This is a genomic window from Sphingobacterium endophyticum (genome assembly GCF_009733535.1).
Classification (GTDB): Bacteria; Bacteroidota; Bacteroidia; order Sphingobacteriales; family Sphingobacteriaceae; genus Sphingobacterium; species Sphingobacterium endophyticum.
Genome location: NZ_SMMI01000003.1, coordinates 386,486 through 404,244, shown reverse-complemented (window position 1 = coordinate 404,244; position 17,759 = coordinate 386,486). Strand labels below are relative to the sequence as shown.

Below are 17,759 nucleotides of genomic sequence, written 5' to 3'. Positions count from 1 at the left end.
AATAGTCTATTTAAAATTTATAACCAAATTTCAAAACTAATTTAGGTAGGTTAATAGGACGGCTGTTTTGATTTAAATTGTTGAATTAGAGGTGATTCGTTAAAATGAAAGGCATATAATTAAAGGTTTAACTAATTAATCCAAAAAATGGAAAGAAAATCGTCTGATTTTAATGCTCAAGCAGCTACAACAGTAGGGATATGGAAATTTATCCTTGGCTTTTTTGTTTACTTATATAAAACTGCAATTCGTCCATAATTGATATATTGATTACGCATACGTTAGTTAAGTGATTTTATTGAAGAATTAATTCCTTGGGTGGGAGAAAATTCTTTTTATATGGACTGGATCATTCTTAATAATGGATCCAAGTATTCTCTGTTATTAGCCAATCGAGGCACTTTATTTTGGCCACCTAATTTTCCGCGACTTTTCATCCAATTATAAAAACTTCCTTTTGGGGCATTGTGAATGATTGGAAACGATAATGCCATATTCTTATATCGCTTTGCGTCATAATCTGAATTGATTTCTCTCAAAGTAGCATCCATTATTTCTCCAAATCTTTGGAAATCATTAGGTTCTGTTTCGAATTCAATAATCCATTCATGTGCGCCAGCTGTCTTATTGTTAAAGTAAACTGGTCCGGCTGTATAATCCTGAATAGTCGCTTCTGTAGCTTTGCATGCAACTTGTAAAGCATGATCGGCATTGTCAACAATCACCTCTTCACCAAAAGTATTGATATAATGCTTCGTCCTGCCTGAAATTTGAAAACGATACGGAGATAAGGAAGTAAACTTGATGGTATCTCCAATTTTATATCGCCATAAACCAGCATTTGTAGAAATGATGAGTGCATAATTCTTCCCTAATTCAACCTCATGTAGGCACAATGTTTTTGGATGTCCTTCTTGAATATTTTCCATCGGAAGAAATTCATAATAAATGCCATAATCCAACATGAGCAATAAATCTTCTGAATCTGAACAATCCTGTAATCCAAAATATCCCTCAGATGCATTGTAGTTTTCAAGATAATACATGTTTTCGGAGGGGATTAGTTTTTTAAATTGATCCCTATAGGGTTTGAAACTTACTCCGCCATGACTATATAATTCTAAATTTGGCCATACTTCCAATAAATTGTCTTTACCTGTAATTTCTAAAATGCGATTTGCCATTACCATATTCCATGTAGGTACTCCAGCTAAACTCGTTACATTTTCTTTAATGGTTATTTGAGCAATTTGCTCAATCTTTTCCTCAAAATTAGGATTTAGAGTTACTTCAAGGTTTGGTGTCCTTTTAAATTCTGCCCAGAAGGGTAAATTTCTAATTAATATAGAGGACAGATCTCCATAATAGGAGTCGGGGCTGAAATTATTGATTTGTGATGAACCTCCAATTACTACAGATTTGCCTGTAAAAACTTTATTCTCTGGTTTATTATGGCAGAAAATTGAAAGCATGTCCTTTCCACCTTGATAATGGCATTCTTCTAGTGCTTCCATACTTACAGGAATAAATTTGCTACGATCTGAAGTTGTTCCTGAAGATTTCGCAAACCATTTTATGTCCGATGGCCAAAGAATATTTTGCTCTCCTTTTATCATTCGGTCTACATAACCTTTTATGTCATCATAATCTTGAATAGGAACTCGATTCTTGTATTCGTCAGGGGTAAGGATACTATTATACCCATACTTTTTCCCCCATTCTGTTGCTTCTGCAGCAGAAATTAGGCTCTGAAACCATTCGTCTTGGACGTCATGAGGATACTTCATGAATAGGTCAATCTGATGCATCCGCTTCTTCATTATCCAAGTAAATAGAGAATTCAATAAAGCCATAGGTAGTAGGGAATAATTATATTTCGAATTTTTTACGTCTCAACTCAAAATGCCTTCCTAAATAGAATTTACGTGCAAGTTCATTGTCAGCTATTTCTTCAGGTGTACCTGTTAACATGATTTTACCTTCTGTGAGAAGATAAGCGCGATCTGTAATAGATAGAGTTTCCTGAACGTTATGGTCAGTAATTAATATTCCGATATTTCTGGTTTTTAATTTTGCAACGATGGTTTGAATTTCTTCCACTGCAATTGGGTCTACTCCTGCAAATGGTTCATCTAATAAAATAAAATGTGGATTTGCAGCTAATGCTCGCGCAATTTCTGTTCTTCTTCGTTCTCCTCCTGATAAAAGGTCTCCACGGTTTTTTCTTACTCGATGCAAACTGAATTCCGTTAAAAGCTCTTCAAGTTTAGCTTTTCTTTCCTCCTTATTAGGGTAGTGGATTTCTAATACTGCTAAGATATTATTTTCAACAGAAAGCTTACGAAAGACTGACGCCTCCTGTGCTAAATAACCAATTCCGCGCTGTGCGCGTTTATACATTGGGTCTTGAGTTATCTCTAAATCATCTAAGTAAACATGACCTTCATTTGGTTTAATCAAGCCAACAATCATATAAAAAGATGTGGTCTTACCAGCTCCATTTGGACCCAATAAACCTACTATTTCTCCTTGCTCAACATGAAAGGAAACATCGTTAACAACTGTACGTTGTTTATATTTCTTGATTAAATGTTCTGCTCTTAGAATCATGTTCTTAAAACCCTTATTTGCAAATATATTTTTTAAAATCGAATTGCTTTCACATTTAATTGCAAATTCTTTTTACCGCGCCATGTGTTTTCTTCAATACTGAAACAAATATCAAATGGTTTTCCCAGATTAATTTTTTCTGCAAACTCTCCTAATCCAAAACCAATACAGTCAAAAATGGGTGAATCTGCTTGTTTAACTGAGAATTTTAAATGTGTATTTCCGACAACATAGGCATTATATCCCATCAGCACTTGCTTACATAAAAATATTGGAGCTTCATTTTGTGGACCATAGGGTTGAAACTGATGTAATATCTTATAAAACTTAGAATCTATTTCCGATAATTTGATTTCTTTTTCTATTAAAACTTCCTGTTGAAGCATTTCGGGTTTTATGGTTTTACTGACAACCTCCTCAAAACGTTGTTGAAATAAGCCAACATTGCTCGTTTGCATAGTTAATCCTGCTGCATATTTATGACCACCATATTGATCCAATAAGTCACTACATTCACTTAAGGCTTCATATAAATCAAATCCAAGGACAGACCGTGCTGATCCTGCAATATGACCATTGGTATGAGTAAGTATAATGGTAGGTCGGTAATATCGCTCTGTTAATCGTGAAGCAACAATCCCTATTACACCTTTATGCCAATCTTCCTTATATAAAACAGTTGTTTTTCGACTTTGTAATTGTGTATTGTTGTCCAATAAGGCTAGAGCCTCTTCAGTAATTTTTAAATCATAGCCTTTACGGGTATTGTTTTGGTCGTCCACACTTACCGAATAAATCGTAGCTTCTGCCAAAGTTCTTGAAGTCAATAATTTCACAGCATCTTTGGCATGGTCTATCCTGCCTGCAGCATTTATTCGAGGACCTATTTGGAAAACAATATCATTGACAGTAAATAGTCCAGACTTATGTGTTGATAGGTTTATAAGAGCTTGTAAGCCACAACTTGGGTTTGTGTTGAGTTTTTTTAAACCAAAATGCGTCAAAATACGATTTTCACCTGTGATTGGGACAATGTCTGAAGCGATACTGACAGCAACTAAATCCAAATATTGATAGGCTAATCCCATATCCATACCATTCTGCATGATGAAAGCTTGGATAATTTTAAAGCCGATACCACAACCTGAAAGCTCTTTATAGGGATAGGAACAATCTTTTCTTTTTGGATCTAATACTGCATATGCTGCAGGCAAGGTCTCACCCGGTAAATGGTGATCTCCAATAATAAAATCTATCCCTTTGGAATTTGCATAATCTATTTTGTCGTTTGCCTTTATCCCACAATCCAAAGCAATAATTAAAGTAAATCCATTTTCATACGCATAGTCAATTCCCTGAGTCGAAATTCCATACCCTTCACTATATCTGTCAGGTATGTAAAATTCTAAACCACTGTGAAAATCTCTAAAGAAACTATATACAACCGAAACAGCAGTTGTGCCATCAACATCGTAATCCCCATAAATAAGAATTTTTTCTTTGTTCCCAATTGCTTGTTCAATTCGATTGATTGCACGGTCCATATCCTGCATCAGGAATGGGTCATGAAGGTGTTCTATAGATGGTCGAAAGAATTCTCTTGCTTGATCGAAAGTCTCGATTTCTCTGTTAATTAATAGTTCTGCAATAATATGGTTTACACCCAATTCTTGTTGTAGCTTGTTTGTCTTGTCTACGTTCTTTTTAGGTTTCAGCACCCACCTTTTTTGCATATCTTTGCCTTATAATTAACGTGTAAAGATACATTATATCATGCTACTAACCTAATAGTGACATGGATGTAAAATGTTATGCACACATAACTGTCAAGATAACAAACAAATACAAATGGCGCAAGCTCACTCATTATTTGAAGGTTCTTACTCTGTAGATATAAGCAAGCAATTTATTCCCTTCGATCCCAAAAAAGATGATCCCAAAGATAGACCGGGATCTTTATTTATCCATGTACACCCCTTCTTAATTGAAACCAAAAACGGTCTTTTAGTTCTTGATACAGGACTTGGGCTAAGAAATGAAAAAGGAGAATTGGTAATCCATGAAAACATCAAGAAATTAGGGTATTCCGTAGATGATGTTAAATATGTATTGATGTCCCATTTACATAAAGATCACGCCGGAGGAATGGTTGATGTGAAAGATGGTGTCAAGCGATTGGCATTTCCGAATGCAGAATATGTAATTCAAGAAAAAGAATGGGAGGCGGCCTATAGTACAGAATCACCCTCTTATCGAACAGATGTTTTTGATGTATTGCAAAGAAGTGGGAATATACTATTCGTAAATGGTGACGGCCAATTAACACCTGAAATTAGTTATCAACTGTCTGGTGGTCATAGTGAATTTCATCAAGTCTTTCATGTTGAAGCTGAAGGAGAGCATTTTTTCTTCGGGGGCGACGAACTTCCAGAACCGGAGGAAATTTTTAGAAGCTTTATCGCTAAGTATGACTATGATGGTAGAAAAGCACGTGATTTGCGCGCTCAATATTGGGAAGAAGGAGCATCTGCAGGATGGGTGTACTTGTTTTACCATTCGAAAAACATCGCTGTAGGAAGACCGGAACAGCGATCTGATGGAAGCTATAAGATCGTAAATGCCGAATAATCCATCGAAATTCAATATATTTGATAATAAGGAACAAATAATTTTTCTAATTTTTAATTAATAAAAGGAAATCATGTCGATAGTTAGAGAAAGTGACCTGATTGGTATTGGTAAGAAATATCAAATTGAAACTGATGCTGGAGACAATATGGTAGTTGTTATTCATGATGATGGGCGTAGGGAATTATACCGTCATGAAGATGAAGACAATGAAACCCATTGTGTCATGACCTTATCGGATGAAGAATCCCGCCAGGTTGCTGGTATACTTGGTGGTCTGTCTTACAAACCCAAAGCTTTAGAAACCATAGAAGTAGCACTTGATGATCTAAGAATTGAATGGTACAAAGTTGGTGAATCCAACGATGGTGTCAATAAGAGTATTGGTCAATTAGAAGTGAGACAAAGAACTGGTGCCTCTATTATTGCTGCAATCAGAGAAGATGAAACCATCATTAACCCAGGTCCAGATTATGTAATTACACCAGGTACCACCTTGGTAATCGCTGGTAAACAAAAGAATATCAAGCTTTTAAAAGAAATTTTACTATAAGAATTTATGCACAGTAATCTCATCATAGAAATTGGAATCGCCGTTTTATTAGTAGCCTTAGTCGGATTATTGGCTAATAGGCTCAAATTTTCAGTAATTCCTTTTTTTATTGTGATTGGTATGCTGCTTGGCAATGAAAATTATCCAAATTTTGTAGCCGATATTTTAGCAAAAATTGGAAATGATCAGGTAACGGATACAGTTAATTCTGTTTGGTCATTTCTGACATTTACTGAAAGTAAACCCTTTATTGACTTTATGGGTAGGTTAGGGGTTCTTTTCCTATTATTCTATCTTGGCCTAGAGTTTTCTGTAGGGAGGCTTATTAAATCCGGTAAATCAATTGTAGCAGGAGGAAGCATCTATGTAGTGTTAAATTTCCTGTCTGGAATACTCGTAGGATGGATGATGGACCTTCCTTTTAAAGAAATGATGGTTCTTTGTGGTATCATGACCAGTTCGTCTACTGCAATTGTGGCTAAAGTATTAACTGATTTAAAAAGAACAGCAAATCCTGAAACTGAAGTAATCATGGGGATGATCATGTTTGATGACCTTTTCATTGCTATGCATATCTCCTTTCTTTCAGGATTAATTCTAACTGGCGGCGGGTCATTTTGGACGGTTGCGGGAACATCTCTCTTAGCATTGGGTTTTATCCTTTCCTTTTTAATTTTAGGGAGGAAGCTTGTGCCTTTTATCGACAAGTTATTACAGGAGAAATCATCCGAATTATTTATTCTCATTATTTTCAGTCTCCTATTTACAATTGCTGGTTTCTCGGAAACTATTCATGTTGCCGAAGCTATCGGAGCCTTGATGGCAGGGTTGGTTTTCGCAGACTCAAAATATATAAAGAAAATTGAAGGGATGGTCTTGCCATTTAAAGACTTCTTTGGAGCGATGTTCTTCTTTAGCTTTGGTTTGTCAATTGATATGTATTCCTTAGGGGGTGCCGTAGGATGGGCAACTTTCGCTGCTGTAATAACTGTCATAGGAAATGTGGCTTCAGGATATTTTGCAAGTAGATTCTCTGGATTAAAAGCAAAAAATTCTGTAGATATTGGTTTTACCCTTTCCGCGAGAGGTGAATTCTCTATAATCATGGCAAATATTGGTAAAGCGGGGAAATTGTTGCCAGTTATTCAATCATTCGTTGTTGTGTACGTATTGATACTTTCTATCGTATCACCACTTCTAACAAAAGAGTCTCGAAATATATGGAATAAACTAGCTGGACAAGACGATGTAACTCGAAAACCTAAGAAAAAATTAAGTGATTTGGAAGCGTCTATTCAAGATGCTAAATAATAAAAAAGGGTTGCAATATTTTGCGACCCTTTTTATGTTTTAATCATCGTATCCAAAACGTTTCAGATAATTCTTCTTACTCCTCCAATCAGGAAGTACTTTGACAAAAAGTTCAAGAAATACCTTGCCACCTATAAACTCCTCAATGTCTTGACGGGCATAAGTTCCAACTTTCTTAATCATTGAGCCAGCTTTACCAATAATAATATTTTTTTGAGAATCTCTTTCCACAATAACCTCAGCGGCAATCCGAGTGATATTTGCCTCCTCTTTATATGAGGTTACCACAACTTCTGTACTATAAGGAATCTCTTTATCATAAAGCTTGAAAACTTTTTCACGAATAATTTCTGAAACAAAGAAACGCATTGTCTTATCCGTTAATTCATCCTTTTCATAATAAGGTGGGTGAACAGGTAATTTGCTTTTTATATACTCCATCACAGCTTCCACATTATAACCTAATAATGCAGAAATAGGGAATACAGCATCAGGATTAATTTTTTCTTGCCAAAATTGAATTTTTGCTTTTACTTCTTCTTCTGAAGATTTATCTACTTTGTTTATGACCACTGCGACAGGTGAACTTGTGTTTCTAAGTTTCTCCAGCACATCGTTTTCATCGTATTTCTCATGAATGTCTGTAACAAATAGAATAACGTCTGCATCTATTAGAGAACTCATTACAAAGTTCATCATAGATTCTTGAAGATCATAATTCGGTTTGATTACACCGGGCGTGTCTGAAAAAACAATCTGATAGTTTTCATCATTTACTATACCGATGATTCTGTGTCTAGTTGTCTGAGCCTTAGGGGTAATGATTGACATCTTTTCTCCAACCAAGGCATTCATCAAAGTCGATTTACCAGCATTTGGCTTACCGATGATACTCACGAATCCTGCTTTATGTGACATTATTTTATTTTTTATTTGTTTTACAAAGAAACAAATAATATCTTTGTGCTCCAATTCGGAGATAGCATAATCTACTTTTATTAAATATCTGAGTAGATTTCTAGAAAATATATTGCGGGGTGGAGCAGTTGGTAGCTCGTCGGGCTCATAACCCGAAGGTCATCAGTTCGAGTCTGGTCCCCGCTACTAAAACAAAGTAGGATTGAACGCGAGGTTCAATCCAAAGATATTTAAGGTCATATTGCGGGGTGGAGCAGTTGGTAGCTCGTCGGGCTCATAACCCGAAGGTCATCAGTTCGAGTCTGGTCCCCGCTACTACTAAGGTTTCAATCGAAAGATTGGAACCTTTTTTTGTTTGAGAGAAAAGTCATTTACTCTGTATCCTTTTTTTTTCTATTGATAAGTAAACTCGATAAGGTTCACCTAAATTAAAACAGGCCCTTTATAGGGCCTGTAGAATAGATTATTTAGCTATGCGGAATTTATATTTCCACTATAAATTAGCGTAATTATAGACTGCTTCTTTGCTTTCAAGTACTGAACTGCCCATAAGGTATTCATCAACCTTCCTAGCACATTCCCTTCCCTCGGAAATTGCCCAAACCACCAATGATTGTCCTCTTCTCATATCACCCGCTACAAATATTTTATCTTGGTTGGTTTTGAATTCCGTTTCCGTTGCTTCTACATTGCCTCGATCATTGATTTTTACACCTAAATCCTTTAATAGACCTTCGTGTTGAGGATGTAAGAAACCCATTGCTAAAGTAACGAGTTCAGTTTCTATTTCCCGCTCTGACCCTACAACCTCTTTGAATGAAATGGGCCTTCCAGTAGGATCTAATTCCCATTCCAAATCAACAACTAAAGCTGCCCTTAGGTTTCCGTTTTCATCCCCTATGAATTCTTTTGTGCTGATGCTCCAATGTCTTTGGCAGCCTTCCTCATGTGAAGTTGTAGTTTTTAATAACATTGGATAGCTTGGCCATGGCATAGCTTCTGTTCGTGCTGTCGGAGGTGTAGGCATTAACTCAAATTGAGTTACAGACTTCGCACCATGTCTGTTGGAAGTGCCGACACAGTCTGACCCTGTGTCACCACCACCGATTACCAGCACGTTCTTATCTTTAGCATGAATTTCCACAACATCAATAGGGGAATTGCCCACTCTTTTATTCTGCTGCTTAAGGAATTCCATAGCATAGTGTACTCCATTTAACTCTCTTCCTGGAATATTTAAATTTCTAGGAATGGTTGAGCCTCCAGCTAATACAATTGCATCATATCCCTCTAATTCACTTGTTGGTACGTTTGAGCCAACTTCTGAATTTGTCCTAAATTCCACACCCGATTCTTCCATTACCTCAACTCGACGATCAATGATAGATTTGTCAAGTTTGAAATCCGGAATGCCATATCTTAATAAACCACCAACTTTATCGTCCCTTTCATATACAACAACATCATGGCCAGCTTTATTTAACTGGGCTGCAGCAGCAAGCCCTGAAGGTCCCGAACCAATAACTGCAACACGTTTGCCAGTTTTTAAATAACTCTTATTGGGTTTTACGAAACCTTTTTTAAAGGCTATTTCGATGATATGTTTCTCTATTTCCTCAATAGCAACTGGATTCTTATTTATTCCTAATACACATGCAGATTCGCATGGTGCAGGACAAATCCTTCCTGTAAACTCGGGGAAATTATTGGTTGATGAAAGAATGTTATAAGCCTCTTCCCAATTGCCATCATATACGGCATCATTAAACTCAGGAATAACATTTCCTAATGGACAGCCTGAATGACAAAATGGAATGCCACAATTCATGCAACGAGCAGCCTGATTGTTAAGTTGATCCTCGCTGAATGAACGGACAAATTCCTGATAATTTTGTTTTCTGCTCTCCACAGTATCCTTTTGAGGAAGAGCTCTTTCAAATTCTAAAAATCCTGTTGGTTTTCCCATGTTGATGTTCCTCCTTAATTATACTGTTACTAATTTTTTCTTTAATACATTCTTGTATTCCCGAGGGAATACTTTAATAAACCTATTCTTCTCAGAAGCCCAATGGGTTAGAATGTAATTTGCTCTTTCACTATTCGTAAGATGGATATGCTTTTTTAATAAGGCAATGATAGCGGTTTCATCCTCTGTCTCAAGTGGATCAAGGTCTACCATTTCTTTATTACAGTTTTCTTTAAAAGTACCTGCGATGTCATATATCCATGCAATTCCACCACTCATACCTGCTGCAAAGTTTCTTCCTGTTTCTCCTAAAATAAGTGCTTGTCCTCCTGTCATATATTCACAACCATGATCACCTACTCCCTCAACCACTGCAGTAGCTCCTGAGTTTCTTACAGCAAATCTTTCTCCTGCTTTACCGTTAATAAATAGGTGTCCTGAAGTAGCACCATATAAGGCCACATTACCGATAATAATATTATCTTGAGGAACCAAAGTGCTTTCTTTTGCAGGGTAGATGGCTAATTGTGCACCTGACAATCCTTTGCCTACATAGTCATTCGCTTCTCCTTCAAGTTCAAATGAAATTCCTTTTGTATTAAATGCACCAAATGATTGCCCAGCAGATCCTTCAAACTTGAAGTTTATACTGTTGTCTGGTAGACCTTCAGATCCATATATTTTTGAAATTTCATTTGATAACATCGTTCCAATTGTACGATCCGTATTTTTCACCTTGAAGGTTCCAAAAACCGGTGTTTTAGCTTCTAATGCTAATTTAGATTGTGTCAATAAACCCCAGTCTAAAATCATGCTCATCCCATGATCTTGCTCTTCGGTGTTATATAATGTCCCTCCTTGGGAATTGGCAACATGAAGAATCCCTGAAAAGTCGATTTTGTTTACTTTCCAATGTTCTAAGTTTTCACGTTTTTTCAAGAACTGAGCCTTTCCAACCATTTCATTGATTGATCTAAACCCTAATTCTGCCATTATCTCACGCATTTCCTCTGCCAAGAATTGGAATAGATTCACTACATCTTCTGGTTTTCCTGAAAATAGTTTCCTTAATTCCGGGTCTTGTGTCGCTACACCGACAGGACACGTATTTAAATGACATTTTCGCATCATAATACAACCTCCGGCGACTAAAGCTGCGGTTGCAACACCCCACTCTTCCGCTCCTAATAAGGTAGCAATAACAAGATCGCGTCCAGTTTTCATCTGTCCATCCGCTTGCAATACTACTCGGCTGCGAAGTTTATTTTGAACCAATGTTTGATGAGCTTCAGCTAATCCCAGTTCCCATGGCAATCCAGCATGTTTAATGGAACTAATTGGAGAGGCTCCTGTGCCACCATCATAGCCTGCAATCAATATAACATCCGCATGTGCCTTGGCAACTCCTGCTGCAATAGTACCAACCCCTGCTTTTGAAACTAATTTTACGTTGATTCTTGCTTGTCGATTTGCATTCTTTAAATCGAAAATTAATTGTGCCAAATCCTCAATCGAATAGATGTCGTGGTGAGGAGGTGGTGAAATTAATCCAACCCCAGGTGTGGAGTGACGAACTTTTGCAATCCAGTCATCAACTTTATGACCCGGCAATTGTCCTCCCTCTCCAGGTTTTGCACCTTGAGCCATCTTAATTTGTATCTCATCCGCTTGGGTTAAGTAATTTGAAGTGACACCAAAACGAGCGGATGCAACTTGCTTAATCGCTGAGCGCATCGAATCACCGTTCGGTAATTTTTGATAGCGCATCTCATCTTCACCTCCTTCTCCGGTATTGGATTTTCCTCCAATTCTATTCATAGCTATCGCTAGGGTGCTATGTGCCTCATGGGAAATAGAACCAAAAGACATTGCGCCTGTTGCAAATCTTTTCATGATTTCGCTTGCTGGCTCTACCTGATCAATAGGAATAGCACTACGATGTTTTGCAAAGTCTAGCAATCCCCTTAATGTGAACATACGTTCTTTTTGATTGTTAATGTGGGTTGCATATTTTTTATAGGTTGTGAAGTCACCTGTCCTACAAGCTTGTTGAAGCAAATGAACAGTTTCTGGGTTCCATAAATGACCTTCACCCCTTCTTTTCCATTGATATATTCCTCCTTCTGGTAATAAGGATGGAGCAATTCTGCTAGTTTCGAATCCCCGCCAATGTTTTGCTAATGCTTCTTTGGCAATATCATCAAGATTCAATCCTCCAATTCTGGATACTGCACCGCAGAAATATTGATCAACAACCTCACTATCTATTCCTAATACTTCAAAAATTTGTGCTCCATGATAAGATTGTAAGGTTGATATTCCCATTTTTGAGAATATCTTCAATAGTCCATTGCAGACTGCCTTGACATAATTCTTTTTCAAGTCATCCCATGTTAAATCGGTTTCAAGTTGTCCGATTTCTTTCATCGTACGGATGCTTGCTAAGGCCATGTAAGGATTGATAGCCGTCGCACCAAATGCCAATAAACACGCAAAGTGGTGAACCTCCCAGGCATCTCCAGCTTCCACAACTAAACCAACGGCACCGCGGTTTCCTGTTTTAATTAAATGGTGGTGAACCGCAGAAACTGCCAATAAAGATGGTATTGCACAGTGTTGGGAGTCAATCGCGCGGTCAGAAAGAATAATAACTTCAAATCCATCCCGTACAGCATCGTCTGCATATCTGCAAAGGCGTTCTATTCCTGCTTCTAAAGATCCCGGTTTACCATCTGCGCGGAAATAACTTTGAATAGTTTTTGCTTGGAATACTCCGGTATCAATTGAACGTAATTTCTCTAATTCACTGGATGTTAATATTGGATGTTCCAAGGTCACACAGTGACAGAATTTTTTGTCTTCTACTAATATATTTCCTGAGTTGCCAATAAAAGTTGCCAAACTCATCACTAATCGCTCACGGATAGGGTCGATCGGTGGATTCGTAACTTGTGCAAAGAATTGTTTAAAATAACTTGAAATATGTTGTGGTTGATCTGAAAGTACAGCCAATGGCACGTCAGTTCCCATTGAACCTATAGGTTCGTAACCCGTTAAAGCCATTGGAGTCAGGATCGTTTCAATATCTTCCCTGGAATAACCAAATGAAAGCTGATATTTAAAGACTGATTCCTTTGATAGATAAGTAAATGTTACCCTCGGATCTGCAAGTTCTTCTAATTTAATTTTATAGTTATTGATCCATTCGCCATAAGGTTGTTGACGGATTAATTCGCCCTTTACTTCTTCATCGGAACGGATTTTACCAGCTTCCATGTCCACAACAAATATCTTTCCTGGTTGCTGTCTTCCTTTTTTGATGATTAGAGACTCGTCAATTGGTAAAGCTCCTGCTTCTGAAGCAACAACTACGCGGTCATCTGAAGTAACTGCGTAACGCAGTGGTCGCAAACCATTGCGGTCTAAAGTAGCACCGATAATTTTTCCATCTGTAAAACATAGCGCGGCCGGTCCATCCCAAGGCTCCATTAATGTTGCATGATATTCGTAAAATGCCTTCTTCAATGGATCCATTTGATCGTTTCCATCCCAGGCCTCAGGTACCAGCATCAACATGACATGTGGTAGGCTGCGACCACTATGCAATAACAGTTCTACGACATTGTCTAAACATGCCGAATCCGATTGACCTCTATCTACAACAGGTAGTAAGATTTCCATCTCTTCCTCTGTAAAGAAAGGAGATGAATATGCTCGTACTCCAGCATAGAACCAGTTTAAGTTTCCTGTTAAGGTGTTGATTTCACCATTATGCGCAATCATGCGGAACGGTTGAGCCAAAGACCATGAAGGAAATGTATTCGTAGAGAATCTGGAGTGAATCAATCCAAATGCAGATACTACTCTAGGGTCTCTTAAATCTTTAAAATATGAACCTACTTGATAGGTCGTTAATTGTCCTTTATAAATGATTGTCTTACAGGATAGTGAAGCAATATAAAGGGGAAGTGGATATTCCTGATGAAGTTTGATTTTTTGGATAATTAAACGTCTTAAAACAAATAATTTCCTTTCAAAATCCTCTGTTGTCGCTACACCCGATGGTCTTGATATAAAGAATTGAACAATTTCCGGCTCAGCACTTAAAGCGGTTGGCCCAATACCATCTCGGTTTACAGGAACAGAACGGAATCCTAATAAATCCATTCCTCTTTCTTTTGCAGCTTCAGCGATTACTTCACGGCAAATACGGTTCATCTCTTCCTCCTTAGGAAGAAATAACATCCCTACACCATAATATCCTGGTTCTTGTAATTGAATCCCTAACTTAATACACTCTTCCCATAAAAATTCATGTGGTAATTGAATCATGATTCCAGCTCCATCACCGGATTCTGGGTCGCACCCACAAGCGCCACGATGTTCCATGTTTTCTAACATGGTGAGCGCATCTTCTACCTGTTGATGTGACTTTTGACCCTTGATGTGGGCTACAAATCCTACACCACAGGCATCGTGTTCAAACGCTGGGTTATAAAGTCCTTCTTGCTGCATTGTAATATGATAATTAGATAAAATAACAAACGAGTTTGCTAATATATGAATAAAATCCTTAAATAATTACAATTCTTATAAAAATTGTATAAAAACATTACAGTTAATACAAAATTAACCCAGTTTAATAATTGATTTTGTATTTGTTTCTCTATATGCTTATAAAAATGGAATATCATTCGTTACATTTGCTATTTGAACTAATAAATTATGCTAATCCAAAAAATTGAAATCTATAGGTTAAGTATTCCCATGGAGCCTTTTGTAATTGCAACTGGCATCATGGAATTTGCTCAAAATACTTTTGTTAAGGTAATTACTGACGAAGGTTTATATGGAGTAGGTGAGTGTTCTGCTTTTCCAATGATCGTAGGTGAAACCCAAAATACATGCATCGCTGTAGCACAGGATTTTGCCAAAATTTGGATAGGGAAAGATCCCTTGAAAATTGAAGAACGTTTGGCTGAACTAAATCTTTTCATTGCCAAGAACGCTACAATCAAATCTGCTTTTGACATGGCTTTATATGATTTGGCCGCCAAAAAAGAAGGAATTCCTCTTTATCAATTTTTGGGAGGTAAGCCCCGTGAAATTGTAACAGATATAACAATTGGTATATCATCTCCTGAGGAAATGGCGGAAAAGGCCTTAAGGCTTCATGATGCTGGTGCAGTAGCATTGAAAGTGAAACTTGGTAAAAAACCTCAAGATGATATCGCTAGAATTAGAGCTATTCGCCAAGCTGTCGGTTTTGATATTCCAATCAGGATTGATGCGAATCAAGGATGGAGCTTTGAAGAAGCGGTGGAAGCATTAAAGGGTTTGGAAGCTTTAAAAATCCAATTTTGTGAACAACCAATGAGAACCTATAACGACCATTTGCTTCCGCAATTAAGGTCAGAAACTATCGTACCTATTATGGCTGATGAGTCTGTGTATGACCATCATGATGCTGAAAGATTATGTCGGACAGATAGTTGCGATTATATTAATATCAAATTCTCTAAATCATCAGGTATTGCTGAATCTTTGAAAATTCAATCCGTGGCTAGTGAATATGGAATACCCTGTATGATTGGTGGTATGTTGGAAAGTCGTTTAGCTTTAGCTGCTAAAACACATTTCGCATATGCTGCTAATAATGTAAAGTTCTTTGATTTGGATACTTGTATGGTGGGCCATCTTGAAGATCCGGTAATAGGAGGAATTCAATACGATGGTTATGCAATCAAAATTACTGAGGGCCCGGGAATAGCTGCTGATATTGATCCTCTATTTTTAGATAAATGTGAAAAATGGACTATTGAAAATAATGATTAGGTATGAACAATGACACTTGGAACTTAGGAACAAATGAAATCATAATTATTATGATTTTAGTAGTGATTGTAACATTTTTTTTCTGGTTGTTTTCAAAACTTCTTAAACGAAAATAATTGTTGCTAACCGGTTATGAATAGCTTATTCCATTTTTTAACAAATGTTAAAAGAGTGGCTCTATTGACTCATTTAGTTAGTTTTTGAAGGATTAAATAACTTAAATTGGTGTTATTTAGTGACTGGAATTAAATTTTCACGGTAATTAAGTGGTTTTGAATCACCCTCACTGGGGTATTCTTGAATAATTGAGTACCTTTGTGAACATTTATCAGAATATAAGATTATGAGTACACAAAGAGGTCCTATTTCTCAATTTATTGAGAAAAACTATCTTCACTTTAACGCTGCTTCCCTAGTTGATGCTGCCAAAGGATATGAAACACACCTAGCTGAAGGTGGTAAAATGTTGGTTTCATTAGCAGGTGCGATGAGTACTGCTGAACTTGGAATTTCATTGGCGGAGATGATCCGTCAAGATAAAGTTGCTATCATCTCTTGTACTGGTGCAAACCTTGAAGAAGATGTTATGAACTTGGTAGCACACTCACACTATAAACGTGTCCCTAACTATCGCGATCTTACTCCTCAAGATGAGTGGGAATTATTGGAAAACCATTATAATCGCGTGACGGATACTTGTATCCCTGAAGAAGAAGCTTTCAGAAGATTACAATCACACTTAGAAAAAGCATGGAAAGACGCTGAAGCTGCTGGTGAACGTTATTTTCCACACGAATTCTTATATAAAGTTGTGCTTTCAGGTGATTTGGAACAATACTATGAAATTGATCCTAAAAACTCATGGATTATCGCAGCCGCACAAAAAAATATTCCAATTATCGTCCCTGGATGGGAAGACTCGACAACTGGTAATATCTTCGCTTCATATGTTATCAAAGGTGAATTAAATGTTCATACAGTAAAAACTGGTATTGAATACATGATGTATCTTACTGAGTGGTACCGTGCTAACTCAGGTGGCAAAGGTGTAGGATTCTTCCAAATCGGTGGTGGTATCGCAGGTGACTTCCCTATTTGTGTCGTTCCGATGATGTACCAGGATTTAGAATGGCATGATGTTCCTTTCTGGTCTTACTTCTGTCAAATTTCTGACTCAACAACTTCTTATGGTTCATACTCTGGTGCAGTTCCAAACGAGAAAATCACCTGGGGTAAATTAGATACACAATCGCCAAAGTTCATCGTAGAATCTGATGCTACAATCGTAGCTCCTTTGATCTTTGCCTGGGTTCTTGGTCAATAAAATTTATAAAAGGGATATTTTGGAACAAAATCTAACTACAGATAATCCATTCGCTATTCAGGCACTCATGTCTGAAACAATATTTGCTATCCCTGAAAATAACCTGCCGATTGTTGAAACTCAATCGGCAGGATCAAGTTTTTCTACTCCTCAGCAAGGCCATATTAAAGCCGCTGCTGAGGAGTTTATTTATCAAGGTGATAAATCAACTGGAGTTTTATTTATCCTTCGATATCCCAATTTCCCTTACTTTTCCCCGCAGGCCGAAGAAGCTTTCCTAAAAACAATAGGTGCCTTAAATTTGAATGCCGAAAATGTAGCAGTAGTCAATTTAGCGAATGCTCACAATCCCAATGAATGGAAAAGAATCATGGAATTCTTTCAACCTAAAAAAATCACCCTACTTGGAGTAGAACCCACCTCTTTAAAACTCCCTGAGATTGGACATAATTCCTATATGCGAGGTAAGATCGCAACTGTTTTCAATACCTTTAGTTTTGAAGAAATGTTCGCAGATGTACAGAAAAAGAAACTTTTCTGGATGGAATTTAAAACATTCATTCAATCCTAATATCAATATAATATTCACTTCCTTTCCTTAATCCCCTTTTAGA

The 17,759-nt window shown here is 37.2% G+C and carries 12 protein-coding genes and 2 tRNA genes; 8 read left to right on the top strand and 6 right to left on the bottom strand.

Annotated features, from left to right (window positions below; translation table 11 throughout):
• Window positions 1-335: 335 nt before the first annotated feature.
• From E0Y80_RS04720 to recJ, 3 genes are read right to left on the bottom strand one after another with little or no spacing between them, the layout of a single operon-like run.
• The gene (locus E0Y80_RS04720; protein WP_156306249.1) at window positions 336-1,853 is read right to left on the bottom strand and encodes a GH3 auxin-responsive promoter family protein; all 1,518 of its coding nucleotides are present in this window, start codon (window positions 1,851-1,853) and stop codon (window positions 336-338) included.
• A 16-nt stretch (window positions 1,854-1,869) separates the two neighbouring features.
• A complete protein-coding gene (lptB, locus tag E0Y80_RS04715) occupies window positions 1,870-2,610 on the bottom strand; it encodes an LPS export ABC transporter ATP-binding protein (RefSeq protein ID WP_156306248.1) in 741 nt (246 codons plus the stop codon).
• 32 nt (window positions 2,611-2,642) lie between these two features.
• Window positions 2,643-4,343 (bottom strand): single-stranded-DNA-specific exonuclease RecJ, encoded by a 1,701-nt coding sequence (gene recJ / locus E0Y80_RS04710; RefSeq protein WP_156306247.1) that lies wholly within the window; start codon window positions 4,341-4,343, stop codon window positions 2,643-2,645.
• Between the two features lie 115 nt (window positions 4,344-4,458).
• Here recJ and E0Y80_RS04705 point away from each other — a divergent pair, with 115 nt between their 5' ends.
• From E0Y80_RS04705 to E0Y80_RS04695, 3 genes are all read left to right on the top strand, one after another.
• A complete protein-coding gene (locus E0Y80_RS04705) occupies window positions 4,459-5,238 on the top strand; it encodes an MBL fold metallo-hydrolase (RefSeq protein WP_156306246.1) in 780 nt (259 codons plus the stop codon).
• 73 nt (window positions 5,239-5,311) lie between these two features.
• Entirely contained in the window at window positions 5,312-5,791 is a 480-nt protein-coding gene (locus E0Y80_RS04700) for a cation:proton antiporter regulatory subunit (protein WP_156306245.1), read from the top strand.
• A 6-nt stretch (window positions 5,792-5,797) separates the two neighbouring features.
• Window positions 5,798-7,102, top strand: a complete 1,305-nt coding sequence (locus E0Y80_RS04695; RefSeq protein WP_156306244.1) for a cation:proton antiporter — start codon at window positions 5,798-5,800, stop codon at window positions 7,100-7,102.
• Window positions 7,103-7,141: 39 nt separating this feature from the next.
• On the opposite strand, the gene era is transcribed toward E0Y80_RS04695, so the two are convergent.
• Entirely contained in the window at window positions 7,142-8,020 is an 879-nt protein-coding gene (era, locus tag E0Y80_RS04690; protein WP_156306243.1) for a GTPase Era, read from the bottom strand.
• Between the two features lie 113 nt (window positions 8,021-8,133).
• Between era and E0Y80_RS04685 the strand changes: the two genes are divergently transcribed.
• Window positions 8,134-8,206: transfer RNA gene (locus tag E0Y80_RS04685), tRNA-Met, on the top strand.
• Window positions 8,207-8,262: 56 nt separating this feature from the next.
• Window positions 8,263-8,335 (top strand) — tRNA-Met (locus E0Y80_RS04680).
• Window positions 8,336-8,513: 178 nt separating this feature from the next.
• Here the strand turns inward: E0Y80_RS04680 and E0Y80_RS04675 are convergent.
• Together E0Y80_RS04675 and gltB are read right to left on the bottom strand one after the other, a co-directional pair.
• Complete coding sequence (locus E0Y80_RS04675; RefSeq protein WP_156306242.1) at window positions 8,514-9,986, bottom strand: glutamate synthase subunit beta; 1,473 nt, start codon at window positions 9,984-9,986, stop codon at window positions 8,514-8,516.
• A gap of 18 nt (window positions 9,987-10,004) precedes the next feature.
• Entirely contained in the window at window positions 10,005-14,501 is a 4,497-nt protein-coding gene (gene gltB / locus E0Y80_RS04670) for a glutamate synthase large subunit (RefSeq protein ID WP_156306241.1), read from the bottom strand.
• Window positions 14,502-14,711: 210 nt separating this feature from the next.
• Between gltB and E0Y80_RS04665 the strand changes: the two genes are divergently transcribed.
• The 3 genes from E0Y80_RS04665 (at window position 14,712) to E0Y80_RS04655 (ending at window position 17,716) form a co-directional block, all read left to right on the top strand.
• Entirely contained in the window at window positions 14,712-15,821 is a 1,110-nt protein-coding gene (locus E0Y80_RS04665) for a mandelate racemase/muconate lactonizing enzyme family protein (protein ID WP_156306240.1), read from the top strand.
• Window positions 15,822-16,164: 343 nt separating this feature from the next.
• Window positions 16,165-17,145, top strand: a complete 981-nt coding sequence (locus tag E0Y80_RS04660; RefSeq protein ID WP_156306239.1) for a deoxyhypusine synthase family protein — start codon at window positions 16,165-16,167, stop codon at window positions 17,143-17,145.
• Window positions 17,146-17,164: 19 nt separating this feature from the next.
• Window positions 17,165-17,716 (top strand): hypothetical protein, encoded by a 552-nt coding sequence (locus E0Y80_RS04655; protein WP_231595923.1) that lies wholly within the window; start codon window positions 17,165-17,167, stop codon window positions 17,714-17,716.
• Window positions 17,717-17,759: the final 43 nt, after the last annotated feature.

Bases quoted from the DNA above. Each gene is read 5' to 3' on its own strand.
- E0Y80_RS04700 (WP_156306245.1), top strand. From the start codon at position 5,312: ATGTCGATAGTTAGAGAAAGTGACCTGATTGGTATTGGTAAGAAATAT.
- E0Y80_RS04665 (WP_156306240.1), top strand. From the start codon at position 14,712: ATGCTAATCCAAAAAATTGAAATCTATAGGTTAAGTATTCCCATGGAG.
- lptB (WP_156306248.1), bottom strand. From the start codon at position 2,610: ATGATTCTAAGAGCAGAACATTTAATCAAGAAATATAAACAACGTACA.
- E0Y80_RS04720 (WP_156306249.1), bottom strand. From the start codon at position 1,853: ATGGCTTTATTGAATTCTCTATTTACTTGGATAATGAAGAAGCGGATG.
- era (WP_156306243.1), bottom strand. From the start codon at position 8,020: ATGTCACATAAAGCAGGATTCGTGAGTATCATCGGTAAGCCAAATGCT.
- E0Y80_RS04660 (WP_156306239.1), top strand. From the start codon at position 16,165: ATGAGTACACAAAGAGGTCCTATTTCTCAATTTATTGAGAAAAACTAT.
- recJ (WP_156306247.1), bottom strand. From the start codon at position 4,343: ATGCAAAAAAGGTGGGTGCTGAAACCTAAAAAGAACGTAGACAAGACA.
- E0Y80_RS04695 (WP_156306244.1), top strand. From the start codon at position 5,798: ATGCACAGTAATCTCATCATAGAAATTGGAATCGCCGTTTTATTAGTA.
- E0Y80_RS04675 (WP_156306242.1), bottom strand. From the start codon at position 9,986: ATGGGAAAACCAACAGGATTTTTAGAATTTGAAAGAGCTCTTCCTCAA.
- E0Y80_RS04705 (WP_156306246.1), top strand. From the start codon at position 4,459: ATGGCGCAAGCTCACTCATTATTTGAAGGTTCTTACTCTGTAGATATA.
- gltB (WP_156306241.1), bottom strand. From the start codon at position 14,501: ATGCAGCAAGAAGGACTTTATAACCCAGCGTTTGAACACGATGCCTGT.